At 44.3% G+C, this 25,562-nt stretch carries 21 protein-coding genes and 2 pseudogenes; 11 read left to right on the top strand and 12 right to left on the bottom strand.

Annotated elements, in window-relative coordinates; all coding sequences use genetic code 11:
- Positions 1-34: 34 nt before the first annotated feature.
- Positions 35-1,249 carry a response regulator gene (locus QUA04_RS14540; protein ID WP_333258055.1) on the top strand — a complete coding sequence of 405 codons (1,215 nt, stop codon included), beginning with the start codon at positions 35-37 and terminating at the stop codon, positions 1,247-1,249.
- A gap of 319 nt (positions 1,250-1,568) precedes the next feature.
- Entirely contained in the window at positions 1,569-2,555 is a 987-nt protein-coding gene (locus QUA04_RS14535) for a glycosyltransferase (RefSeq protein WP_333258054.1), read from the top strand.
- Positions 2,556-2,730: 175 nt separating this feature from the next.
- Here the strand turns inward: QUA04_RS14535 and QUA04_RS14530 are convergent, their stop codons facing one another.
- The 6 genes from QUA04_RS14530 to QUA04_RS29960 form a co-directional block, all read right to left on the bottom strand.
- On the bottom strand, positions 2,731-3,576 hold the full coding sequence (locus QUA04_RS14530) for a class I SAM-dependent methyltransferase (RefSeq protein ID WP_333258053.1): 846 nt from the start codon (positions 3,574-3,576) through the stop codon (positions 2,731-2,733).
- A gap of 208 nt (positions 3,577-3,784) precedes the next feature.
- Positions 3,785-4,351 (bottom strand): Uma2 family endonuclease, encoded by a 567-nt coding sequence (locus tag QUA04_RS14525; RefSeq protein WP_333258071.1) that lies wholly within the window; start codon positions 4,349-4,351, stop codon positions 3,785-3,787.
- A gap of 94 nt (positions 4,352-4,445) precedes the next feature.
- On the bottom strand, positions 4,446-4,775 hold the full coding sequence (locus QUA04_RS14520) for an iron-sulfur cluster assembly accessory protein (RefSeq protein ID WP_333070615.1): 330 nt from the start codon (positions 4,773-4,775) through the stop codon (positions 4,446-4,448).
- A 146-nt stretch (positions 4,776-4,921) separates the two neighbouring features.
- On the bottom strand, positions 4,922-5,341 hold the full coding sequence (locus QUA04_RS14515; protein ID WP_190693399.1) for a phosphomannose isomerase type II C-terminal cupin domain: 420 nt from the start codon (positions 5,339-5,341) through the stop codon (positions 4,922-4,924).
- Positions 5,342-5,619: 278 nt separating this feature from the next.
- Entirely contained in the window at positions 5,620-5,832 is a 213-nt protein-coding gene (locus QUA04_RS29965; protein WP_445242327.1) for a hypothetical protein, read from the bottom strand.
- A gap of 25 nt (positions 5,833-5,857) precedes the next feature.
- Positions 5,858-6,025 carry a Fic family protein gene (locus QUA04_RS29960; protein ID WP_445242326.1) on the bottom strand — a complete coding sequence of 56 codons (168 nt, stop codon included), beginning with the start codon at positions 6,023-6,025 and terminating at the stop codon, positions 5,858-5,860.
- A gap of 872 nt (positions 6,026-6,897) precedes the next feature.
- Between QUA04_RS29960 and QUA04_RS14500 the strand changes: the two genes are divergently transcribed.
- Entirely contained in the window at positions 6,898-7,224 is a 327-nt protein-coding gene (locus tag QUA04_RS14500) for a hypothetical protein (RefSeq protein ID WP_333258050.1), read from the top strand.
- Between the two features lie 391 nt (positions 7,225-7,615).
- The gene (locus tag QUA04_RS14495) at positions 7,616-7,810 is read left to right on the top strand and encodes a hypothetical protein (protein ID WP_333258049.1); all 195 of its coding nucleotides are present in this window, start codon (positions 7,616-7,618) and stop codon (positions 7,808-7,810) included.
- Between the two features lie 104 nt (positions 7,811-7,914).
- On the opposite strand, the gene acs is transcribed toward QUA04_RS14495, so the two are convergent.
- Complete coding sequence (gene acs, locus QUA04_RS14490; RefSeq protein WP_333258048.1) at positions 7,915-9,885, bottom strand: acetate--CoA ligase; 1,971 nt, start codon at positions 9,883-9,885, stop codon at positions 7,915-7,917.
- Positions 9,886-10,218: 333 nt separating this feature from the next.
- Between acs and QUA04_RS14485 the strand changes: the two genes are divergently transcribed.
- From QUA04_RS14485 to QUA04_RS14470, 5 genes and pseudogenes are all read left to right on the top strand, one after another.
- Positions 10,219-10,761 (top strand): ISAs1 family transposase, encoded by a 543-nt coding sequence (locus QUA04_RS14485; RefSeq protein ID WP_333258047.1) that lies wholly within the window; start codon positions 10,219-10,221, stop codon positions 10,759-10,761.
- Positions 10,762-10,971: 210 nt separating this feature from the next.
- A pseudogene (locus tag QUA04_RS29955) lies at positions 10,972-11,277 on the top strand (ISAs1 family transposase); the annotation flags it as partial.
- 325 nt (positions 11,278-11,602) lie between these two features.
- Positions 11,603-11,810 (top strand): annotated as a pseudogene (locus tag QUA04_RS14480) (IS1 family transposase); the annotation flags it as partial.
- Between the two features lie 229 nt (positions 11,811-12,039).
- Positions 12,040-12,321 carry a peptidoglycan-binding domain-containing protein gene (locus QUA04_RS14475; RefSeq protein ID WP_333258046.1) on the top strand — a complete coding sequence of 94 codons (282 nt, stop codon included), beginning with the start codon at positions 12,040-12,042 and terminating at the stop codon, positions 12,319-12,321.
- Between the two features lie 193 nt (positions 12,322-12,514).
- The gene (locus QUA04_RS14470) at positions 12,515-12,787 is read left to right on the top strand and encodes a peptidoglycan-binding domain-containing protein (RefSeq protein ID WP_333258045.1); all 273 of its coding nucleotides are present in this window, start codon (positions 12,515-12,517) and stop codon (positions 12,785-12,787) included.
- 48 nt (positions 12,788-12,835) lie between these two features.
- Here the strand turns inward: QUA04_RS14470 and QUA04_RS14465 are convergent, their stop codons facing one another.
- Both QUA04_RS14465 and QUA04_RS14460 read right to left on the bottom strand, forming a co-directional pair.
- Positions 12,836-16,231, bottom strand: coding sequence for an ATP-binding protein (locus QUA04_RS14465; RefSeq protein ID WP_333258044.1), 3,396 nt, complete (start codon positions 16,229-16,231; stop codon positions 12,836-12,838).
- 395 nt (positions 16,232-16,626) lie between these two features.
- Positions 16,627-16,896, bottom strand: coding sequence for a hypothetical protein (locus QUA04_RS14460; protein ID WP_333258043.1), 270 nt, complete (start codon positions 16,894-16,896; stop codon positions 16,627-16,629).
- Between the two features lie 615 nt (positions 16,897-17,511).
- Between QUA04_RS14460 and QUA04_RS14455 the strand changes: the two genes are divergently transcribed.
- Positions 17,512-17,811, top strand: coding sequence for a DUF7734 family protein (locus QUA04_RS14455; protein WP_190743481.1), 300 nt, complete (start codon positions 17,512-17,514; stop codon positions 17,809-17,811).
- A gap of 91 nt (positions 17,812-17,902) precedes the next feature.
- Here the strand turns inward: QUA04_RS14455 and atpC are convergent, their stop codons facing one another.
- From atpC to QUA04_RS14440, 3 genes are all read right to left on the bottom strand, one after another.
- Positions 17,903-18,310: an ATP synthase F1 subunit epsilon gene (atpC, locus tag QUA04_RS14450; RefSeq protein WP_006635885.1), complete on the bottom strand. Its 408-nt coding sequence runs from the start codon at positions 18,308-18,310 to the stop codon at positions 17,903-17,905.
- Between the two features lie 190 nt (positions 18,311-18,500).
- Positions 18,501-19,958 (bottom strand): F0F1 ATP synthase subunit beta, encoded by a 1,458-nt coding sequence (gene atpD / locus QUA04_RS14445; RefSeq protein ID WP_333143861.1) that lies wholly within the window; start codon positions 19,956-19,958, stop codon positions 18,501-18,503.
- A 126-nt stretch (positions 19,959-20,084) separates the two neighbouring features.
- A complete protein-coding gene (locus QUA04_RS14440; RefSeq protein ID WP_333258042.1) occupies positions 20,085-20,993 on the bottom strand; it encodes a PEP-CTERM sorting domain-containing protein in 909 nt (302 codons plus the stop codon).
- A 909-nt stretch (positions 20,994-21,902) separates the two neighbouring features.
- Here QUA04_RS14440 and QUA04_RS14435 point away from each other — a divergent pair.
- Positions 21,903-25,562: two-partner secretion domain-containing protein (locus tag QUA04_RS14435; RefSeq protein ID WP_333258041.1), on the top strand; the 3,660-nt coding region annotated here is incomplete at its 3' end.

Here is a 25,562-nt window from a genome sequence, read left to right as displayed (position 1 = left end):
TGGTACAAACAGAGTACAGGGGATGCGAGTTGATATGTCTGCTACCGCAATAGGATACAAAATGTTGTCCCATACTCTGGCTGTACTCAGCCAGAAACAAGCAACGGGGAAACTGGTGTTAGAGCAAGGGGAACAACAGTGGCAACTTTACTTTTTTCAGGGTAGTTTGGTTTATGCCACAGGAGGAGCGCACAGATCGAGGCGCTGGTATAGGGCGATCGGGCAACACTGTCGAAACTTTCACGTGGATCTCAGAGACCTCGATGCTGGAGAACTCTGGGAATATCAACTGCTTCAGCGAGGGGTAGCAGCCAGCGAAATGAGTCTGGAACAAGCTAGGGCGATCGTCCACACCAGCCTTTCCGAAGTGTTATTTGCTCTGATCGGTCAATCGGGTTTGCGCCGGGAGTGGCGTCCCTCCCAGAAATATTTTTCTACCATTACCTCTTCTTTGCTGCTGTCTTTAACAGAAGTAGAGAAAATTCTGTGTTGTACAGAAGAAATTTGGCAGAAGTGGAAAGCAATGGGTTTGTGGCTAGTAGACCCAGAACAAGCACCGCTTTTAAAACCGTCGGCTCAGTTGCAGCAAAATCGATTTAGTTCTAATTCTTTGATCGCTTTGGGTAACGTATTCAACGGCGAGAATACTCTTTGGGATATTGCATTTAAGAAAAAGCAGTGCGTGACAGTGGCAACTCGCGCTTTAGTTAATTACATCAAGCAGGGTTTAGTAAATTTCCGAACAGTACCAGACTTGCCGTCACCTATAGAACAGTGGCGCCTTGCCGCAGCGATGGCTGGGCCGGGTCGCCCTTTGATTGCCTGTATCGATGACAGTCCGACAGTTTGCGAATTTTTAGAGCAAATTTTATTGCCGGAGGGGTATCGAGTCCTAAAAATTCAAGACCCCATGCAGGGAGTGGGCCTCCTCGCCAAACAAAAGCCTGCTTTAATTTTTATGGACGTGGTGATGCCCAAGACAAGTGGGTTTGCTTTGTGCAATTTTTTGCGAAAAACACCTGCTTTTCGGGAAACTCCGATCGTGTTTTTGACCGGTCAAGACAGTATAATTGACCGTACGCGGGCGAAATTTACAGGTGCTTCCGATTTTTTGAGCAAGCCTGCCAATCCCGAACAGGTTGTGCAAATAGTTGACAAGTATTTGAAGGTAAAAGGCGATCGCCACCCTTCAGCAATTCGCCCCCAAGATTTACTCCATTCACGACAACTTACCCTGGCAAATTCTTGAACGCAAATTATGGGTACAAAACCTCACTTATCGGGTGCGTTAGCCTCCGGGCTACCCGATAAGTATTGTAAAATCAAGGCGCAACCGGATTTTACCAATAAATCTTGTAGGGGCGGCTGCATAATTTATATTGATTTAAAAGCCCGGATTTCCGTAAACCCGCCCAGCGCGTATTGATTCTAATACCAGTTCCAACCTATTGACAAAAAGAATGCAACTGTACGCAAGTTCCCAGCCAGATGCTCATCAGTCATTTCCAGTTTTTTAATCTAAAATCTAAAATCTAAAATGGTATAATCCATAAAACTTGATATTAATTATGAGCGATCGTACCCCGCAGGTGAGCGTAGTAATTCCGGCTTACAACTGCGCTGCTTACGTCGGCCAAGCCGTCGATAGCGTTCTGCACCAAACCTATGCTAACTGGGAAATTATTGTCGTAGACGACGGCTCCCGAGACGATACCAAGTTAGTTTTAGAGAAATATGGCGATCGAATTCGCTACATTTACCAACAAAATCAAGGAGTTTCGATTGCCAGAAATCACGGTATCGAGGTAGCCCGAGGAGAATTTATCGCCTTTCTCGATGCTGACGACTACTTTTTCCCCGACAAATTAGCAGCACAAATGGCTGTATTTGCAGCGCGACCAAATCTAGGAATAGTTCACAGTGGCTGGCGTCTAGTTAATAGTATAGGCGAACCGCTAAAAGATGTCAAACCCTGGCAAAATGTTCCTAAATTAGACTTAGAAATGTGGCTGCGGTGGAAACCAGTATTACCCAGCGCGATGGTATTTCGCCGTCAGTGGTTAGAGCGCGCCGGCGGATTTGATCCTCGATTTCCCCCGGCGGAAGATACAGATTTAGTGCTGCGTTTAGCCTTAATGGGATGCGAAGCAGAGTGGTTGCAGCAAGTAACTGTTTGCTACCGCCAGCACGAACAAAGCGCCATGTACAAAGGTTTACCGCAGGCTAAATCCCTCGCTGCAGTCATGGACAATTTTTTTTCCCGCCCCGAATTGCCGGATAAAATACGTTTGTTGGAAAGGCAAATCAAGTACAGTACCTTAGTTTGGATTGCTTGGTATTTGTACCGCACGGGTCATTCTGTTGAGATGGTAGAGTTTTTGCAGCGTTCTTGGAATTATACGCCTTATTTGCCTGTGGAAACAGTAATTAATTGGGCGGAAGCTTTCGCCGAGTTTTCGCAGGATGCGGGAAATGAATTCGATGCAGATTTATTAGCTCAATCTCCCGAGTGGCAGCAGTTAATGCAGTGGATGATTCTCGGTACGCCAGCTTGATTGTGTTGATAGTCGATCGAGCTTTTACAAGACTTAATAAGTTGTGGGCGAGGACTGAAGTTCTCAATACAAACCAGCTTTTAACGAGTGAGAGTGTCCGGAGTGATCTGCCAGGGGCGACGGGCGGGAATTACCGAAAGCGCTCTTGTCACGAAGGAAGATAAGAGAAAAAGCGCTAGGTTTTTTGGGAAACGTGAAAAGCTGAAATATAGGAAGCTTGGATGCTATTTCCGCAGTTTTTTTCTAGGACTTCCCGCAAATTTGCCAACAAATAATTTCTCTTTTCATCATCGAGCGCTATGTAGACTGAGTAAGTTTTCAAAAGTGCCAGATAATCTTCTATGCTGTAGGTTATTTCACACACTAACTGTTCGTAAATTAAATCCTTGAACAGCCCAGAGTCAATAACATTTTGTCCGAATAATTTGATACTTTCTTCTTGATTTCCTCTTTCTTTGGCATGATATTCTGCTAGAGACGGAGCTTGAATTTGATAAACCTCATCCAAAACTCGGTAAACTCCATCCGGCGGCAAAACTCCCGCATTCCATAGCAAAATCAAAGAACCTTTATTTTTTAATGCAGCCGCCGTTTTTTGATACCGAATCTCCGGCGACACCCAGTGAAAAGAAGTCGCCGCCAGCACAGCATTGAATTTCTCAGCCTCTAATTCCCACTCTTCAAATGTGAGATTTTGAATCTCTACAGATGGATAAGCTGCACAGTTTTGTCGTGCTAGCTGACAAGCTTCTTGGCTGGGTTCGAGACAAAGCATTGAAAAGCCGAATTCAGCAAACGGAACAGTTGCAATTCCGGGGCCACATCCGATTTCAAGAATGTTTGCACCCACAGGAAGTTCAGCTAATTCGACAACGCGATTAATTAGTTGTTGAGGATAGCGCGGTCTTGTTTTGTTGTAAGCCTCTGCGATTTCGCTGTACCAGTTTTTTCGCTGTTCGGAAGTGTAGGTAGCGATGTATTTGCTATACCAATCTGGGGGTTTTTCTGATTCTTTTACCATTTTGAAAATTTTATATATTGCTGTTGCAATTACCAGATGCTGCGATTGCTTTGATAAGAGAGCGCTACGCTAACGCTCAAGAGTGAGCAATGACAACGTATATATAGCAATCCTCGCATCAATTATAAAATATTTCTCTTCTCTTCTCTTCCTTTGTGTCCTTTCCGTCTTCGCGGTTCGTTCTAACTAATTATGTTAAAATGAGAAATTATGCTTGAGTTTCTGCTTCAGTAAAAATTGGTGGCCACAGTTCAGAAATTGGCAATTCCCAACCAGGAAAAAGTTCGGTAACAGTCAAAATATCTTCATTTTTTAACACAATTGGTTCACCTTCCTGACGATAAACTGTAACAGTTTCTTCATCCGGATCGATCAAAATTCCTACTTGAGCTCCGAGTTCTATAAAATTCTTAATCTTTTTTTCTAGCGGTTTAATGCGATCGCTCTGTGATTTAATTTCTACTACCAAGTCTGGGACTAATTCTCCGAAATAACGGGGACTTTGCCTGAGACGTGCGGCTCGGACAAAAGAAACATCAGGTGCTGTGAGGTTAGCATCAGGTAAAATAAAGCCGCCTGCAGAGTCAAAAACTCGACCCAAACGGCGGGGATTCACCCAAACGAAAAGAAAGGCACTCAAGCGAATGCCAATTTCACTAGATACAATGTCTGACGGGCCCACAATGATAATCTTCCCGCTTTCTAGTTCAACTTGGTAGTCTTGACCGGCTTCTTTGAAGGTTTTTTGGACTTTTTCTAAGTCTTTGACTGTCATCATATTGATTCTTCCTTAATTTGTAAGGTGCGTCAGTCGCTAGCATATTTACAATTAGCAGAATTATACGGAGCTGACGCACCCTACAGTTTGGTTATTCCTTAGCAGAAAAGGAGTTCCCGCAGCTACAGCTTTGGGCGGCATTGGGATTGTGAAATCGGAAACCTCCGCCCATCAAGTCTTCTGAATAATCCAAGGTGAGTTCATTAAGATATTTTAAGTGCTGGGGGTCGATCGCAACGGAAATTCCCTCCGACTCGCATACAGCGTCTTCAGGGGCTGGCGCATCGTCAAATGCCATTGTATAAGACAAACCGGAGCAGCCGCTCGATTCCACGCCCAGACGAAATAAAGCATTGGGGTTCGGATGCTTCGACTTGAGGCGCGTTACTTCTGTTGCTGCTGTTTTGCTCAGATGAATCATTATGAGTAATTGGTAATTGGTAATTAGTAATTGGGAAGTAATGTTGAGTTTTAAAAATGTAGAATGTGCCTAGGCGTGTACCTTACCCGGAGAATGTAAAGTGCGCCGGGCCGCGCACCTTACCCCTATATTTTTAGCAACTTGAGTTACTTAGCCTTTTCATTACGAGCATAATCGTCTTGAAAGCGGATAATATCATCTTCTCCGAGATATTCGCCATTCTGCACCTCAATTAAAACCAGGGGGATAACTCCCGGATTTTCCAGGCGGTGAGAAGTGCACTGAGGAACGTAGGTAGACTGATTTGTAAACAGAACTTGTTCAGTTTCGCCACAAGTAACTTTTGCAGTACCAGAAACCACAATCCAGTGTTCGCTGCGGTGGTGGTGCATTTGCAGGCTGAGGCGGTGTCCAGACTTAACTTCGATCCGTTTAATTTTATATCCTGGGCCTTCTTCTAGAGTCGTAAATGAGCCCCAAGGCCGCAATTCTGTAGCGGCTATTCCGTTGGGTGCAGCAGGTGCGTGCAGGGTAGATACTTGAGAAATTTCTTGAATCTGAACCATGATTTTCACTCCTTGGGGATTCCTTGCTGAATCCTTTGGTAAACGACGTTGTTTTTTGATATTAACTAATCTATAGTTAAAACCGAAGCCCACCTGCGGGGACTGGTTAGCCGACTGTAGAGTTTTGCAAGAGTTGTACTCAGCCCGATCGACTTGCCTTAACAACCATAGCAAAACCAACATAGCTGTTGTCACCCGGTATTTGCTTGATCGCCCCAATCTACATCAAATCTTCATAGAAAGGGCGCTGGTTCTTGAATATTGATTAAAGGTGAATCCTAATCGATCTCTTGAGACTGCTGCTGCAAAATTTCTAGCATCTCTTGATAGAAAGGCAGCCATTGACCCAGGCTATCGCTGGCTGTTGCTAGGATTTGCACGGTTTCGATCAGCGAGTATCGGGCCGCATCTACCATAAGCTCGAGGAGCGGATGAATTCCAGAACCATGCTGCTGTGGTTCTGCGATCGCATCAATGTAGGCAGCACGCACCTGGTTAGAGATAATGACAATGGGCTTATCCCGCCCGCGACAGCAGGAGATTCATCAATAGCCGTCCCGTCCGTCCGTTACCATCCCGAAATTGATGAATCGACACAAAGCCAAGATGTGCTTCGGCTGCCAACTCTAGCGGAGGTAACGATCTGATTTTATCACTGTTGAGCCATTGGATAAATTCCGGCATCAAACCCGAAAGCAAATAATAGACCTCTTGCGAAAGTTTCAGGCCATCTCTAATTTACTCTTTAAACAATACTCCGGACAGTTTTTCAAGAGGAATGCGATGCCTTCGGCAAGCAACGCTTACGCAATAAAATAGAGAAGTGAAAAAAGTGAGTCCAATCTGAACCCAAAATAAACAGAAAAAAGGCACTCTTTTCGGTTAAGCTATAAACACACACAAGCTCAACAGATTGCCTTATGAAAATTATGGAATCAATCTTACAACAAATACCAGGGATTAGTCAACCCCAAAAGAAGTTTTTAATCACTTTATTCTCAACTATTTTGCTGAGCCTGTGGTTGGGTCAACTTCACGAATCTCATTCGTTATAGTTATTTGAGCGAAAAAATCTACCGTCGTCACTTTCTCAAAAAAATTAACTGTCCACAATTTAATCAATATTTCCTCGAACTAGCTTTAAATCCTGAACCCACAGTCATTGCTGTTATTGATTGTTGTTTTGTCAGAAAAAGGGGCAAAAAAACTGACGATAAAGCTTATTTTTATAATGGTGTAGCTGGTAAATCGGAATAGGGGTTGGAAATTTATGTGATTTCTATTGTCGAAATTGAGAGTCGTTTATCTTATAGCTTAAGCGTACAACAAAGTCCGTCACGTCCTCAAATAAAGCCGGTGAAAAAACTCCCACAAAATCCGAAGAATTACTGGTCTAAGAAATCTCGCAAAACACAGGAGCCTCAAAGCTCAACGCCTGAGATCACAGAGTTGATGACTATGCACAACATTTGAAGAATACTCGTTATTTCTGACCAACTTCTGTACGTTATTGGGTCGCTGATGGTTATTACTATCGCTCTAAATTCTGGGAGGCTGTGCGGGAGTTAAATTTAAACTTTATTGGCAAGCTAAGAGTTGATGCTAACTTACGCTATTTCTATACAGGTGAACAAAATAAAGTGGGAGCTCCACGTAAATATGATGGTAAGGTTGACTGCCATGATTTGAGTCGTCTTAATTTTGTTAAAGACCTAAAACCGGGAGTTTCATTATATACATTAGAAGTGAGTCGTTGTTGTTTAAATTGCCCAATCTGTTTGGCTTTTATCTCTAAGGTTCAAGCCAACGGAAAAATGAAAAATGCTTTATTATTTAGCACTGATATTCACTTGCTAGCTGAGCAAATTGTTGAATATTATTAGGCTCGTTTTCAGATCGAATTTATTTTTCGTGATGCCAAGCAATTTACGGGATTGTCTGATTGTCAAGCTCGTCATTTACCACGGCTTGATTTTCATTTTAATGCCAGTCTTATTGCCTTAAATTTAGCCAAACATCAACTCTCTAGTTGTCATTCATCTGCCAAGTCTTTTGTGTTTTCAATGGCCTCTTATAAACGGCTGGAATTCAACAAGCATCTACTTTCTACCTTTATTGATAAGTTAGATTTAGACCCGGATTTGATTTTAAATCACCCTAACCTTCCTTCAGTCTTGTCTTATGGTAATCTGGCTGCTTAAAAACTGTCCGGAGTATTGATCCATAGGGTCTTAGACAATAGCACATTATCAAGCAATTGCTGTCGATCGCGTTATGACAAAAATTCACGACTTGGGATATGACCCAGAAATTCGTCACCTCAACTATCCGTCTGGAGTTCACGTCTTGGCAATTCTCAAAAACGAACAGCACAAGCAAGCAGTTGATGATGACTACTTGCTAGAGGATTGGCAACAAACAGGTAAGGTCGCCAATCAACGCCGCTGCCGTTCATCTGTGGCGCGGTAAATAAACGAGTCAACAATTATCTAAAACCGTAGATGGAACGCTTGTAAAATTACATCAGCGTTCATCCGCGCTAATCTGCCTACATCTGCGGTTAAAAAATCCCCCTACGCACCTCCCCGCAACTTATCCAAAACCGTCCGGTCTTCCAAAGTCGAAGTATCCCCAGAAACCTCTTGTCCCGCAGCTAAAGAACGCAGCAACCGACGCATAATTTTGCCACTTCGCGTTTTCGGCAAAGCATCAGTAAATCGAATTTCGCCGGGACGGGCGATCGCCCCAATTTCCTTAACAACGTGCTGCTTCAACTCCTTAGCCAATTCATCGCTAGGTTGCTGCGAGTTGTCCAGCGTGACAAAAGCCACAATATCCTCACCTTTAATATCATCAGGTTTACCAACAACCGCAGCTTCCGCCACCGCTGGATGCGATACCAAAGCTGACTCAACTTCCATTGTGCCGAGTCGGTGTCCGGCCACATTAATTACATCGTCAACGCGGCCCATTACCCAGAAATAACCGTCTTTATCCTTGTGCGCGCCGTCCCCTGCAAAGTACACAAATTCGCCATCTTTCGGGTGCAAATATTCCCAATAAGTGCGGCGAAAACGGTCTGGATCGTTGTAAAGTGTACGCATCATTCCCGGCCAAGGATGTTTCACCACTAAATAACCGCCGCTTTCGTTAGTTACTGGTTCGCCATCTTGGTCAACAACATCGACCACAATTCCAGGAAACGGTAGGGTTGCAGAACCGGGTTTTGTAGGAATTGCACCGGGCAAAGCGGTAATCATAATTCCCCCGGTTTCTGTTTGCCACCAAGTATCGACGATCGGACAATTCGAGTTGCCAATTACTCGTTGATACCACATCCAAGCTTCGGGATTGATCGGTTCGCCGACGGTTCCTAACAATCGTAAAGATGACAAATTGCGCGCGTTGGGCAAGTGTTCGCCCATTTTCATGAATGTTCTGATCGCAGTGGGTGCAGTGTAGAAAACGGTGACGCCGTATTTTTCAATGACATCCCAAAAACAGCCAGGATTTGAAGGGCGAGGAGCACCTTCATACATTAAAGTTGTGGCACCGTTGGACAGGGGCCCGTAGACAATATAACTGTGTCCAGTAATCCAGCCGACATCAGCAGTACACCAGTAAACATCGGTATCTTGGAGGTCGAATATCCATTTGGTTGTCATGTGGGTATAAAGGTTATAACCACCGGTTGTATGGACGACACCTTTCGGTTTGCCGGTACTGCCACTGGTGTAGAGTACGAACAGCATATCTTCGCTGTCCATTGGTTCGGCGGGACAATTTGCCGATGCACCTTTTTGCAAATCGTGCCACCAATGATCGCGCCCGGGCTCCATGTCAATTTTCTGTTTGGTGCGCTGAACTACGAGAACGTTGGTAACGCTGGGTGTGGCATTATTTGCTAATGCTTTGTCTACTTGTGTTTTGAGGCCGACGGCGGTATCTTTGCGGAAGCCACCGTCAGCGGTGATGACGAGTTTGGCTTGGCCGTCGTTAAGCCGATCGCGCAAAGCTTCTGCACTAAAACCGCCAAAAACAACGCTGTGTACTGCACCGATTCTGGCGCAGGCTAGCATGGCGATCGCAGCTTCGGGAATCATGGGCATATAAATGCCAACGCGATCGCCTTTTTGGACTCCCAATTGTTTGATGACGTTCGCCATTTGGCAGACTTCGCGGTGGAGTTGCGCGTAGGTGAGGGTGCGGGAGTCGCCGGGTTCGCCTTCCCAAATCAGGGCGGCTTTATTTTTGCGCCAAGTGGTTAAGTGGCGATCGAGACAATTGTAAGAAATGTTAATTTTGCCATTGACAAACCATTTAGCAAAAGGCGGTTGCCAGTCGAGCACGGTATCCCAGTTCTGGAACCAGTCTAATTCTTGGGCGGCGAGTTCTGCCCAGAATGCTTGGGGGTCAGCTTTGGCTTTGTCGTAGAGGGCTTGGTACTCTTCTAGGCTTTTGATGTGAGCTTTTTGAGAGAATTCAGCCGGCGGCTGAAATAGCCGTTTTTCATGCAGAATTGATTCGATGGTATCTTGTGACATTGCTTTTAACTTTAGCTTCGGTTAGTCTTTTTAACTATTGTTTGCATAAGTTGGGGCAAAAGTATGTTTATTTTCCTTAAGACTTTTGGAAAATTTGTAGGTGTTGGGGATGTGTTATAAATTATGGTAGCGGTAAAAGGTCAGTTCTATCTTGGTACTCATCAAACGATCCTTGATAAATCAAAATCTGTTTGTCAATATTTTGTAATAATTCAGGTCTCAACTTGAGGGATTAAATACAGGATAAACGCATCTTAACTGAACCCCAAAATATGCTAGAGTTATATCCCAATAAATTTCTCTGTACTTTTTTGTATTTTATTGCTTCTATCAATGCCAATAGGTTGTAGTAAAGCTGTAACTTCCCCACAACAACAAACAAATTCCTTACCTTCAATAAATCTTTTAAATACCAGTTTTTTAGAGCATTTTGCCAACTTGAAAAACCCAAGAATAGAGAGAAGTAAAGAACACTTACTTAAAGATATTAGATGGATTGCGATTCTAGCTGTCCTCAGCGGCGCAGACGGATGGGTGGCAATAGAAGCCTATGGTAATGCCAAATATGAATGGTTAAAAAGCTTTCTAGAATTACCGAATGGTATACCATCTCATGACCGATTTAGTCGGGTATTTGCCCGAATTGAGCCACAACAGTTTCAAGAATGTTTTTTGAGTTGGGTAAATGCCATATTTGGGGAATTAGAACTAAACGTGATTGCCATTGATGGCAAAACAATGAAACAATCTTATGACCGAAATGACCAGCAAAAAGCGCTACATATAGTTACAGCATGGTCTTCATTTCATCAATTGGTTTTAGAACAAAAAAAACTCGCTAAAAACTCCACTAAACTGACAGGAATTTCGGAATAGAAATGTTAGAATTTGCCGGAAGTGTAATAACCATAGATGCTCGCTTGCTGTCAAAAAGACCTAACATCTCTGAATATCACGAAAAAATGATATTACATTTTAGCTTTAAAAGGGAATCAAAAATGCCTATATGAAGCCGTCAAATAATGGTTTGAAGTCGCTCAAACATCAGATTATTTAGGCAGAAAGTACAATTATTATCAACAAGTAAAAGCGGCACATAATCGAGGGGAAAAAAGACAATCCTGGACTGTTGATATATCCGAGTTACCACCTCTGCATAATCAAGAATTATGGACGGGATTAAAAACAGTTGTCATGATAATTAGTGAACGACGATTGTGGAATAAACCACCACATAAGCTCGTTTTTACGCTTAGTAGTTTAAGCAGTAATGCTGACAAAATTGCTGTGGCGATCCTCCGTCATTGGGGCATTGAAAATAGCTTACATTGGACGCTTGATGTTACATTTTGTGAATATAAAAGCCGGATTAGGAAACAGAACTCTCCCTAAAATTTTGCACTTCTACGTCGCGAGTGCCATAAATTTACTGAAACAAGAAAAAACTTCTAAACAAAGTCTAAAAATGAAACGCTATCGAGCGGGAATGGATAATAATTATTTAGTTCAAATTTTCAACTCTGCCAGCTAACGTTCACAATCTAACATTCATCTTTTGGGAAATTTATCCGGCTTTAAAAACTTTAGAAATTCTTAAATTTTTGATTTAATCTGCTTAAGTGGGGTTAAAGTTAAGAATTTTAAGAAGGTTTTTTTAGTTATTTAGTAATGCACAGATCCACCTTTTTGTCAAATTAATTTAGATGCGTTTACCCTGATTGTTTGCCAAACTTACATGACACGAGTAGAAGGAGAAAATACCAGACTCAGACACTATCTAGCTCGCTTAAAAAGAAAAAGTCTCTGTTATTCTCAATCAGACAGCAAGTTGCTCAAACATTCAATTCGATTACTAATTCACTATTCTTTTGTTTAATAGTGTTCCCGTTCCCTATTCAATTAATCATGACGTTCGAGTGAGATGAAGAGCGATCGCGCTTATCATACCTTAATCCAGCAAAGCCGAAATTCGCTGCTGTTTGCTTTTGACAATTACTTTGTACGAAAGGGATTTTATAGCGGGCTGTCACTCATCTGAGCTACCCCAGATAAGCGTCACTATAAAAAGCGACTGTTAAAGCGCTTCCCCCCACAGCTACAACTGGGGAATAGCAAGTTCAAACGACTTGCCAACCACTAATCCCCAATCAAACTATGCAAACCACAAATTCAATTTACACTCAATTGCCTCTTTGCTCTTCACTGCCCACACTGCAACGCAATAATAGCACCGCTGCCAATAAAGACGTGCGCTATCTCCAACAATCCTTAGTTAAAAAGGGATATCCCGTCGCAACTGATGGATTCTTAGGCCCAAAAACCGAACAAGCAGTCATCAAATTTCAAAAGGACAATAAGATTGCTGTTGATGGCATTGTCGGCCCTCAAACTTGGAGTCTATTAGGTGCTTGTTATACAGGTGAACCCGGATGTTAAATCCAAGTTAACTAATCCTAGACGCACGGGTAGCAAGAAACTGGGTTTTTTCACAGCATTACTTCGTTTGGGCCTCCAGAAAGGCTAAAAAACTAGGTTTCTGCCCGTCAAGAGTGCATCCAGGGCTATTAACATCATTTCCGCACTTCTCTGCTTTCAAACTACTTGCAAACAACCAATGGAGACTCAAACTATGCAAACCACAAACGCAATTCACATGGAATTACCTTCCTGTCGTTATTTTCCCCTACTCAAACGCAACGATGGCGTCACCCAAAATGAGGACGTTCGCTACCTTCAGCGACTCTTGAACGCCAACGGATTTTCCGTAACTACTGATGGAGGATTCGGCGCGAAAACCCAACAAGCAGTCATCAATTTTCAAAAGCAACAACAAATTGTTGCAGATGGCATTGTCGGTCCTAAAACTTGGAATAAATTAGGCGTTTGTACAACTATATTTTAAAGTTTGTGCAACCATCTTTTAAACAGAGTAGGGCGTGCAGTGCGCGCCCTATTTCTCCGTCGAAGTTTCCACGCCGGACCACCCCTCCGGGGCTCCGTACATTCGATACTTGCGAGCTCGTTTGAAATACAGCATGGCTACCCGATCGTCAGGATTGATTTGTAAAATATTCTGAAATACTTTTTGGGCGGCAACAAATTTTTGCTCGTAGTAAAAATTGAGAGCTTCTTGAAAAACCTCCGCAGTTTGCTGCTTAAGTACAATACTCTGCTCTGTTTCTGTCTCGTAAATTTCAAACACCGACACAGCATTTGTCTTTCCTTTCACCATTACTCGATCGACAAATCTGTACTTATATTTTTCTGGATCGTCTAGGCGATCGATAATTGCACCGCTAACTAGAATGCGCGCGCCGTAAACCTTAGTCAATCCTTCCAAACGAGACGCGAGATTCACCGCATCAGCAATCACCGTACTTTCCATCCGTTCTCGCTCGCCAATCGTACCCAACATCAAATTGCCCGCGTGCAAACCAATGCCGATCGCGATCGGAAACAAGCCATTTTTTTCTCGCTGCTGGTTATAGATATTTACTTCTTTCTGCATATCAATCGCTGCTCGCACGCCATCAGATGGAGATGTAGGAAACAGTGCCATGACTGCATCCCCAATGTATTTGTCAATAAACCCGTTATTTTTCCTAATTGCAGGGCTAACCCTTCCCAAATAAGTATTAATAAATGCAAAATTTTCCGGTGGTGTCATCTGTTCAGAAAGCGCCGTAAACGAGCGAATATCAGCAAACAGCACTGTCATATCTCTTTCCTGATTTTCGCCTAGTTTTACTTCAATAATACTCGGCTTTTCCAGCAAGTTTAGAAAATCGTGGGGCACAAACCTGCCGTAGGCTGCATTCAGTTTTGCTAGGCGAATTTGCGTGTTAATTCTCGCCAACAATTCTTTTTTGATAAAAGGTTTAGTTACATAATCATTTGCTTCTAAGTTAAAAGCTTCTACCAAGTCGGTAGTTAGATTTTTGGCCGTCAGCATCAGAATAGGCATTTCTAAAGGCGAGTATTTTTTGCGGACTTCTCGGCACACTTCATAACCCGTCATCTGCGGCATCATTACATCGAGTAAAATTAAGTCCGGCTTAAATCCTGATTCAATCAGATTTAAGGCTTCTAAGCCGTTGCTCGCTTGAGTAATCTCGTAGTTTGCTACAGAAAGACTGTTGATGATGACATGAATATTAATCGGCTCATCATCAACTACCAAAATTTTTAATTTTTCACTTTCTAGCAAGTCGCTGTTGTCTGATACCTGAGAATTTATTATAGATGATGGGCGGCCTAATTCAGGAGTGATTAAAATGCGATGTCCCTCGGTTAAATGCGGCTGTGTGCTGCTAAATTCCGGCTGACTCTCAGATACGGGCAAAGTAAAGGTGAATTGGGAACCTACGCCTACAGTTGAAGATACCGAAATTTTACCTCCGTGCAATTCCACTAATTGCTTGGCAACAGTTAACCCTAAACCCGTGCCGCCATATTCTCTAGCAGTAGAACCGTCAGCTTGTTCAAAGGACTCAAAAATTCGCTCTAATTTATCTTCGGGGATGCCAATGCCCGTGTCGGATACAGTAATGGCTAATTGGGAATTAAGGGGTGATTGTGCCTTGCCCGTTACCAATTCTGCTGAAATTTCAACTCGGCCACTTTGGGTAAATTTAATCGCATTGCCGATTAAGTTGTAAAGTATTTGCTGTAAGCGATTCTCGTCGGCTGCTATTGGCGGCAATTCAGGAGCGACTGAGTTAATCAACTGCAAGTTTTTTTTGCCTACTAATGGCTGAGACAAAGTGATAATCACAGAGACTATTTCTCGAATAGCCACGGACTTAATTTGCAGTTCTATCGTTTTGTGTTTGAGCTGAGAAAAGTCCAGAAGATCGTTAATTAAAGAAGACAATCTTTTCCCTGAGGATGAAATCAAACCTAAGTTAAAATTTGTTGATTCTGGTAGTTGTCCGGTAGCACCATCTATTAATGATTCTGCAATACCAATAATGCCGTTGAGGGGAGTGCGGAGTTCGTGGGAAGTATTGGCTAAAAATTCGTCTTTCAGTTTGTCCAGTCGCTGCAATTCGGTATTTTTAGTTTCTAAGGCAGTAAAAGATGCTTGCAGTTGTGCTGCCATGCTGTTAAAAGCAGTGGCAAGTACGCCCAACTCATCGGAGCGATCGAGTTTTACAGTTTGGTCAAATTGTCCTTCAGATAAAGCTATTGCTGCATTTTTTAATTTTATAAGAGGTTGGATAATCCAGCGAGAAGTGAGAATTCCTAACACAGTTGCCATGCCCAACGCTGCCATACATAGTAATACTGTAGTTCGGTTGCCCGCATGAATTTGTTCCATAAAGTCGCCTTCGGGAACGACGACTACAATCAGCAAATCTAAACCCTTGTCGTCTTGGAAGGGCAGGACTTTTAAAAATTGCTGCTTCCCGTTTATATCAAAATTGAGTTGCTGCGATTTTGTAATTTTATGCAAGTTGTGAAAGTGGGTTTCTAAATATTTAGCTGTAGTTTGCGTTACTGTATCGCTGCTTTCTGTAACTTTAAACAGTTCTTTTTTACCGTTTTGGGTGCGGAAAGGTTTTTCGGTTGTGGAAGTTGCCAGCAGCGTGCCATTTCTTTCGATAATAAAAGTTTGACCAGATTTACCTATTTTGAGGCTGTTTAGAAATTGACCGATACTGTCGAGACGCAAAGCAGCAATTAATACTCCTTCTAGCTGTTTCTGGCTGTTGTAAACTGGTTGCAGCGCGCTGAGGATCAATGTGGGTTCTAGGAAGGATATATAAACGGAACTCCAAGTTGGTTTGGCTGCTAGAGCCGCATAGGTGTAGGAAGGGTGCTGTCGGATGTCAAAGTTTTTGACAGAGGCTGCTACTGTCGTGCGATCGCCCGTATCATTAGTATTGTAAGAATAAAAGTCAAAATTTGTAGACGGGCCCGATGCGTTAATCAATAAAGTGCCGTTAGACATCTTTTCGCCAGTGCGATATTCTCCATCTTGATTAGCGATCGACGTAAAATTAATATAAGGATATAATTGCACTTGCCGCCACAGATACTTTTCCCAAGCTGACAAGTCTTTCATGTTCACAAAACCCAGTTTCACCGCATCCAGCTTGCTTTGATTGATTTGGTGCGGAGTTTGCAAATAAGTTCTCAAATTTTGCTCGATGCGATTGCTCACCTCCCCCATCAATTGATCCGCAAGGTCATTCACTGCTCTTTGAGAGTTCCTAAATGATAAGTATCCTACAATACCGACCGCTGCAAATACTTGCAAGACAAACGGAACTATGAGTACGGTTTGCAGCGTTGCTTTTCTTGAAAGTTTTGCCACTAAGTGCTTGAGAGAAAGAGTGGACATAACATTAATTTAGGTTGAAAAACCCAGTTAATACTTGGAGCGAAGACTTACCGTTGGTAAGTATTATAAACCATTTTGTACTTCAACACAACTTACGCAAGGAAGACCTGATTCTCGGTTTCTTCCTGAATCGCTGTCAAACCTGAGATTTTTCAGAGAAATCGCGTTTCTTTTTCGCAGAGATTTCCGCAATATATGCAAGTTTGAAGTCAAAAGCACCGAACTCGACGGCGTATCTTTCAGGAAAACTCCCAGTTTTGGGATCGAAGGCTTCAGCCTGAATGTATTATGACTGAGACCAGGTACAAAAACCGGATAAATACATAAAAATTTCTGCCCTCAGCTTAATGCTACTTTTACTACTTTTCATCCAAAGCTTCTATCCCCGACCATCCTTAAGGTACTCCATACATTCCATTCTTTAGAGAGCGCTGGCAGTAAATTGCTGCTAACTTATCTTGAGAATTTGTTTCGCAAATCTTACTGAATAATTTTTGTGCTTCAGTAAAATTTTGCTCGAAATAAAACTCCAGACATTTTTTAAATTCAGCAGCAGTTTCCTGTTTTAGTTCAATGCTTTGTTCTGTTTCTGCATCATAAATTTTAAACACCGAGACGGCAGATTTTTTGCCTTTTACTGTGACTCGATCGAGAAATCGGCACATATATTTTTCTCGATCGTCTAAACGCTCTAAAATTGAGTCACTAACTAAAATTTCCGCGCCGTAAACAGTTATTTATTAGCTCTGAGTGGAACTTGCCAGAGTTCAGCTCAAGCCAAAAACCAGCATAAATAGCAGCGTCTCTCCCCAAGCAAAGCGCCGTTTAATAAAATTTTGACAGGACAACGATAATTGAAACCTAGGTAAGGATTCAGGTATCTGAAACGTAGTCACAGAAGGACTTGTAGAATTAAAGCCTTCGCTAAATCAACAGCTTCATTCTCAATAGGTACGAAAATAAAAGCTTTCATGGTTTCTTAATAAGAATGGATATTTGATGATTATTCAATAAAATGGTTACACCGTATAGGTTTTACTGCTTTTCACATGACCTGAATCCTTACAAACCTAGTCTTTATGTTGCTCATCAAATATCGTATAAGTAGGTTTTGCTGGAGTAATGTCTTCCAGATGTTTTTTACAGGACTTATATTAGATCCGCTTACTTCCTGCTGTTAAAAAATGTCGAATTAAAAATTAAATTTTAGCGGGCTGTCCCTGAAATTAGCCGCAAAATTAAGCTATATTATACCAGATTTCAGGAAAGTGAGATTTGCTATGGCTGACTCTATTGCTCGCCGCTTGGAACAATACACGGTAAAACGATCGCACGAAGTTTTAATCGTCAAGGCCGAAATTGACGGCGAATTCGATGAAATTGCTATTTTTAAAGGCTTTTCTAGCTCCCTGACGCGATCGACCGCTTTCGATCCAGAGGTTCCTGTTTTGCCGGAGGAAGCAAAAATTGTCAGTGTCGATCGCGTGGAGAGCCCCTATAATCCAAATAACCCCCGCTATCTTCAGCAGGGGTTATCTTGGGAAACAATGCAATCTCTATTGTCCGAAGCGGGAGTTTAGCAAAACATTAAGGACACAACGCGAACAAAAGAGTAGGGACACAACATTGTTGTGTCCCTACTACAAAAGCACTATGTCCTTACCCTTAAAGCTAGAGCGTGCCGCCAGCAGCTTGGAAACGAGCTCTCGCGCGTTTGATTGCTTGCTTAGCTTGAATTTGCTCTTGCAAAGTGCCGCTAGTAGCCTTTTCCAAACGAGCTTCTGCTTCGGTGTAAGCAGTACGAGCAGCTTCTTTATCAATGGTTTCGCCTTTTTCAGCGCCGTTGACAAGAATAGTAACTTTGTTTTCTTGGATTTCTGCAAAGCCGCCCATCAGAGCAATAGACACCCATTCCTTGCCGGGACGGACGCGCATCACTCCGGTATCCAAAGCTGTCAACATTGGAGCGTGACCGCTCAAGATACCCAGTTGGCCTGTGGTGCTCGGCAGAATTACTTCTTCAGCATTAGAATCCCAAACAGTTTTGTCTGGGGCCACTACGCGCACAGTTAATGTCATAAATTGTCAGTTGTCGGTTGTCAGTTGTCAGTTGTCAGTTGTCAGTTGTCAGTTGTCAGTTGTCAGTTATCAGTTGTCAGTTGTCAGTTGTCAGTTGTCAGTTGTTACCAATAACCAATAACTAATAACAAATAACTAATAACTACTGACTCATGACTCATGACGACTGACTACTGACTCATGACTAAAATTACTTGGCGTCAGCTTTCATTTTTTCAGCTTTGGCGATCGCCTCGTTGATATCGCCCACCAAATAGAAAGCTTGTTCTGGTAACTCATCAAGTTCACCAGCGAGAATCATCTGGAAGCCCTTAATGGTATCTGCCAGCTTGACATACTTGCCGGGGGAACCAGTGAACACTTCAGCCACAAAGAACGGTTGAGACAAGAACCGTTCAATTTTGCGAGCGCGAGAAACGGTCAAGCGGTCATCTTCCGACAGCTCATCCAAGCCCAAAATTGCAATAATGTCTTGCAATTCCTTGTAGCGTTGCAGAGTTGACTGCACCTGACGAGCAACACCATAGTGCTCTTCGCCGACAACGCTAACTTGCAACATCGTAGACGTAGAATCCAGCGGGTCAACAGCCGGATAAATCCCCTTCGCAGCCAAACCGCGAGACAACACAGTTGTAGCGTCCAAGTGAGCAAAAGTCGTAGCCGGTGCGGGGTCAGTCAAGTCATCCGCAGGTACGTACACAGCTTGAACTGAAGTAATCGAACCTTCGGTAGTCGAAGTAATCCGTTCTTGCAAGTCGCCCATGTCTGTACCGAGAGTCGGCTGATATCCCACAGCCGAAGGCATCCGACCCAACAGAGCCGATACCTCAGAGCCCGCTTGCACGAACCGGAAGATATTGTCAATGAACAGCAGCACGTCTTGCTTGCTGACATCGCGGAAGTATTCGGCCATCGCCAGAGCCGACAGGCCCACGCGCATCCGAGCACCAGGCGGCTCGTTCATTTGACCGTAAACCAGAGCAATTTTTGACTTGCTGCGGTCTTCTTCGTTAATAACCCCCGACTCGATCATTTCTTTGTAGAGGTCATTGCCTTCGCGGGTGCGCTCGCCCACACCACCGAACACGGACACGCCGCCGTGAGCCTTGGCGATGTTGTTCACGAGTTCCATCATAATCACGGTTTTGCCGACGCCTGCGCCGCCGAACAAACCGATTTTGCCGCCGCGACGGTAGGGGGCCAGCAGGTCAATCACCTTGATCCCAGTTTCAAACACCGAAGGCTTGGTTTCCAGTTCGGTGAAAGCCGGCGGGTTGCGGTGGATGGGCATACTTTCGGAAGTATTGACCGGGCCGAGGTTGTCTACGGGTTGACCGATGACGTTAAAAATCCGGCCGAGAGTTGGGATTCCGACGGGAACTTGGATCGATTCGCCGGTATCTACTACTTCCATGCCACGCACCAAGCCGTCGGTGGTACTCATGGAAACGGCGCGCACTTGGCTGTCTCCGAGCAGTTGCTGAACTTCGCAGGTAACGGCAATGTCTTGACCTGCTTCGTTTTTGCCGGAAATCGTGAGAGCGTTATAGATTTGGGGCAGTTTGCCGCCTGGGAATTTTACGTCTACAACCGGCCCAATGATTTGGGTGATGTAGCCTACGTTCGTTTTTGTTGCGGTGGATACCATGAATAGTGCCTTTGTTAGGATGCTATTTTTCCCGTTATGGAAAAAGTCTTAACATTTAGAAATGCTATTCCTCAGAGTACCACTGAACAGACGCACTATTTAGATTTGTATGGGGCTGGTTAAGAGTCATTTTTTTGGTTGCTGCCCTCGCTTTTTTTTCCTGCGACCTGCAGCCAAAGCCCCGATCCCCAGGATAGTCCCGAATACTGTGACTGGTTCGGGGACTGGTTCGGGGACTGGTTCGGGGACTGGCTGGGGGACTGGTTGGGGGACTGGCTGGGGGACTGGCTGAGGGACTGGCTGGGGGACTGGTTGGGGGACTGGCTGGGGGACTGACTGAGCCGACACGGTGAAGTCTTTGAAGTCAAGCCCGGTTCCTGGTTTGGCATCGTCGAATGAGATTTGTGTGCCCTTAGCCAGTTCGGCCATTGTGAGAGATGGAAATTGCTCTGGACCTTTACCCCCGTTGATGTTTGCAAATGAGTTGCTAGAGTTGTAGTCGAGCCTAAAGTCACCAAACACAGCAAGCTGACATCCCGCCACCAGACATTCATCTCTTCGGAACTGGGTGCCGGCGGCCCACCATTGGGGGCTGTTCATGAAGGTACTCGACGATACGTATTGCTCCAAAGGCTTGCCGGTACCTGTGTCACTCCACAGCAGCAGAGCATAAATTTGATCCTGCAAAAATGTGAAGGTTTGGGTTATGGAGCCATTTTCGGACGTGACTGCGTTGCCGAAGGTTGCTTCCCAGTTGTTGGCCGAGGCGTTATCTGAGGGTTTAGTCTCGTAAAACAGTCTGGTGATGTTGGTGTAGCCATTGTTTCCTGACTGAGCTTGGGCCACCCACAAGCTGGACTGGTAAGGGCTGTGAGATTGGTCGAAGGTAAAGTTGATATTTGTATCTTGATCGAACTGGATGCCGCCAGTGCCAAACATGAAAGCTCGGACGGGCGTGCAGATGCTGAGCAACATTGTGGTTGCCAAGCTGGCGACTGTAAAAGATGTTTTTTTGACTAGCGTTAAGGTAGTCATAACCCTGATTCCTCCAGTATTGTTACGTAGTAAGGCGCAAAATGCCCTAAATGCCCTGTTGTCGTGACGCGAATATGACGATCGCGAGCCTGCGATATTTAGGACGATCGTCAAACCTAAAGAAGAGGCTCCACACCAGTGAATCTACATACAGATCTCACTTAAGGGTGTTTTGGAGTAAATGAGTGCTTCTTCTAAGAGTTTTCACTGACACCAGATTGACACAGTTTAATCTGTAACAGCAAGATTTTCATCCTGCCTAGACTTCCAACCTACTACATTTACTTCGTTTGAGTAACTGTCTAAAGTTGAGTGCAAGACTTGCAAATATTGGCTTTCATCAAAAATACATAAAAATTTTACTCCAGCTTTATAAAGTTTTGGTAAAGTTAATCCAATAAATATAAAGTTTTTGAGAGAAAGTCGCCTGTTCGGTTCGTTGCTCCTCAAAGCGTGCTGCAAGCTGCTCGGCCTATGCAGAAAGAAGCGGCGGCGACCGCGAGTAGGGATTTGAGCGAGTTTTTTGCCACTCTAAGCAAGCTGTATAATAGGCGAGCGGTACTTACGTAGTTTTGACTAAAACTCCGAGTTTTTTAAACCCCTAACCCTCGCATTCCGCGCTATATTTTCACCAACAGTCCCGGACGAATTAACCCGGTTTTTTAAGGTAATTGGGTCAGGGAAGCAGTGAAAGTCAAAAAAAGAAATCAAGTTTCATTTCCCGCGCCTGATTCCTAGTAAAAAAACTGTTTTTACGTAAATCCTAGTAATTACAAACATACATTTCCTTGTCCCCTCCTAATTATTCGGCAACTAAAAATAGGCGGCTCCTATTGACATGAGGAATTTTGAGGAGTAAATATAGGATAGATAAATACGATCGCACTTTAAGCACAATCTTTAAACACAATGACAGCCAACAGACTACATTTGCTCGGATGGTTATTCATTGTTAGCTGGCTGAGTGCAGCGGCGGGTTCGGCCAACGCGCAACCCATCGCTCCCGCACCAGACGGCACTAACACAGTTGTTACTCCCAACGGCAACCGCTACGACATTTCCGGGGGGTCTTTCAGCGGAGATAAGGGTAATCTTTTTCACAGTTTTACTCAGTTTGGCCTCAGCGAGGCTCAAACGGCTAACTTTCTGACAAATCCCAATATTCAAAATATTTTGGGAAGGATTACTGGGGGTAATCCTTCTTTAATCAATGGCTTAATTCAAGTTACGGGCGGCAATTCCAATTTATTCTTGATGAATCCTGCCGGCATAATTTTCGGGCCGAATGCCAGTCTCAACGTGCCTGGCTCTTTTAATGCTACTACGGCGACAGGCATTGGTTTTGGGAACAATCAGTGGTTTAGTGCGATCGGCAATAACAATTGGGCAACTTTCATCGGGACACCGAACAGTTTTGCGTTTACAAATTGGCCAGGGGGAAGCATCGTTAATGCAGGCAACTTGACGGTGGCACCAGGTCAAAGTTTAAGTTTGATCGGCGGTACGGTTGTCAATACGGGTCAGGTAAATGCGCCTAGCGGCAATATTCTCATCAGCGCCGTACCGGGTAACAATTTGGTGCGAATTAGTCAAGCTGGAAATTTATTGAGCTTGGATATTCAGCCGACAGCAAATCAAAGTTCGCTGCCCAACAATTGGACGCAGCCAGTGTTATCTTTGCCGGAGTTGCTGACTGGACAAGGTGTGGCACAGGCGACGGGTTTGACGGTAAATCCTAATGGCGAAGTTGTGTTGACAGGGAATGCTGCTGTGCCGGTAACTGCGGGAACTGCGATCGCATCCGGCAGTCTCAATGTCTCTGGCAACACTGGCGGTACTGTAAATATTTTAGGCGACAAAGTAGGAGTTATTGCGGGCAAGATCGATGCTTCTGGGGTTAACGGCGGCGGTAATGTACTGATTGGGGGAGATTATCAGGGTTTGGGGACTGTGCCCAATGCTTCGCGGACTTTTATTAGCAGCGACTCGACGATTAATGCTGATGCTGTTAGTAATGGGAATGGCGGGCGAGTGATAGTTTGGGCTGATGAAACTACTCGCTTTAATGGCAATATTACCGCCAGAGGTGGCTTGTTTTCTGGGAATGGCGGCTTTGCGGAAGTTTCGGGAAAGCAATCGCTGGATTTTCAAGGATTAGTTGATTTGCGATCGACCTTTGGTATGGCGGGAACCTTATTGTTAGATCCTACTGATATTACTATTAGCACTGGTGCGGATGCAGGCGGCACATTAGGGGGTACATTTGCACCCTCAAGCGGCACATCTACAATCAACAACGGCACGCTGCAAACCCAACTGGGAGCAAGCAATGTCACAATTTCCACTGCATCTGGCTTTGCTAATGCAGGCGATATTACAGTTAGTGCTCCCGTTCTTTGGAATAGTAGTAATTCGTTGACACTGCAAGCTGATAATAATATTACTGTTAATCAACCTATTAGTAATATTGGAAATGGGGCGATCGCATTAAATGCTAGTAATGCAATATCAGTTAATGCCAACCTTGCTACTAACGTTGGTACTAGCGGCGGAAATATTAGCCTCACCAGTACCAATGATATCAACACCACTGCTGCCACTCTGATTTCAGGAAATGGGGGAGCGATCGCCCTCTCCACTACTGGTGGCAACATTAATACTGGCTCTCTACTTTCCCCTTCATCTTCAGGAAATGGAGGGAATATCACCCTCTCTGTTACAGGAGGTACAGGTTCAATCAACACCAGTTATGGATATGCATATCTATCTTCCTATTCATCTTCATCTAATGGAAATGGAGGAGCGATCACCCTCTCAACTTCCGGCGGTAACATTACCACTGCTAATTTGTATTCCTTGGGTACAGGTACGTCCGGGAATATCACTCTTTCTGTTACCGGAGGAACAGGTTCGATCAACACCAGTGCTGGAGTTCTGGATTCCTCTTCCACTTCAGGAAATGGAGGAGCGATCGCACTCTCCACTGCTGGGGGTAACATTACTACTGCTAATCTAACTTCCTCTTCATCAGGTGTAGGTACGGGAGGTAACATCACCCTCACTGCCGGAGGAACAGGCGCGATCAACACTACTCCTGGAAATGTGAATGCCACTTCAGCTTCAGGAAATGGAGGAGCGATCGCCCTTTCAACTGCCAATGGTAACATTACCACTGGCTCTATGGATTCCACTTCATCAAGTGCAGGGACTACGGGAGGAAACATTACCCTCACTGTTTCTGGAGGAAATGGTGCCATCGACACCTCTACAGGCATTCTCACCTCAAGTGGGGGAGCGATCGCCCTCTCCACTGCTGGTGGTAACATTACCACTAGCAATTTGGATTCTTCTTCCTCCAACTTAGGGATTGCGGGGGGGAATATCACCCTTAAAGTTACCGCAGGAAATGGTGTCATCAACACCTCTGCTGGCCCTCTCGATTCTTTTACCACTACAGCCGCTCCAGGAAAAGGGGGAGCGATTGCCCTTTCAACGACTGGCGGTAACATTACCACTAGCAATTTGAATTCCACTTCAGCAGGTATAAATACGGGAGGAAGCATTACCCTTACGGTTTCTGGAGGAAATGGTGACATCAACACCACTGCTGGCTCTCTAGCTGCTACTGGACACAGTGGGGGAGCGATCAATCTCTCAACGACTGGCGGTAACATTACCACTGGCAAAGTGGGGTCTTTAGCATCAGGTTTTCCTGCAGGAGGTACGGGAGGGAATATCAACCTCACTACCGGAGGAACAGGCGCGATTGACACCACTGCTGGCTTTCTGGATTCCTTTTCCAGCAATTCAGGAAATGGAGGCGCGATCGCCCTCTCAACTGCTGGTGGTAACATTACTACTGGTAATCTAAATTCCTCTTCATCAGGTGCAGGTACGGGAGGGAATATCAGCCTCACTGTTACCGGAGGAACAGGGGCGATTGATACCACTGGCAAATTTGTGAATTCCTCTTCTCAGTCAGGAAAGGGAGGAGCAATTTCCTTAACTGCTCCAAATGGGATTAGTACAGGTGTGATAGATTCCCGTACAAGTTCAACTTCTAGCAGCAGTAATGCAGGAACAATTACTTTGAATCCGGGTACGAGCAATATTACTCTTAGTGGTGATATTAATGCCTCTGCTCAAACTGGAAGTGGTGCCAATATCAGTTTCCCAACAAACGTCATCCTCACTCAACCCAACACCACCATCAACACTTCAGGAACCGCGAGCGGTGGTAATATTACCTTTAATCAAAAGCTTGAGGCTACAACAGCAGGCGCTCAAAATCTCACTTTAAATGCGGGTGTAGGAAATCTCACCTTTACTGGTGCAATTGGTAATACCACACGGTTAGGAAATCTCACCGCCAATAGTACAGGTACAACTACCTTTAATACCGTTAATGCAGCCAGCGTCACCACCAATGCAGGTGGCACAACTCAACTCAATGGCAATGTGACTACAACTGGTCCTCAAACTTATGGAGATACAGTTACAATTGCCAATAATCCCCTTCTCTCCGGCAGCGGTATTACTTTCAACGATACTGTTAACGGCAGCAGCGAT

Origin of the sequence: Microcoleus sp. S13_C5 (assembly GCF_036700845.1) — a bacterium.
In the GTDB taxonomy this organism is placed as follows: domain Bacteria; phylum Cyanobacteriota; class Cyanobacteriia; order Cyanobacteriales; family Microcoleaceae; genus Microcoleus.
The sequence above is the reverse complement of the archived record's forward strand: the minus strand, read 5'-3'. Positions and strand labels throughout refer to the sequence as shown.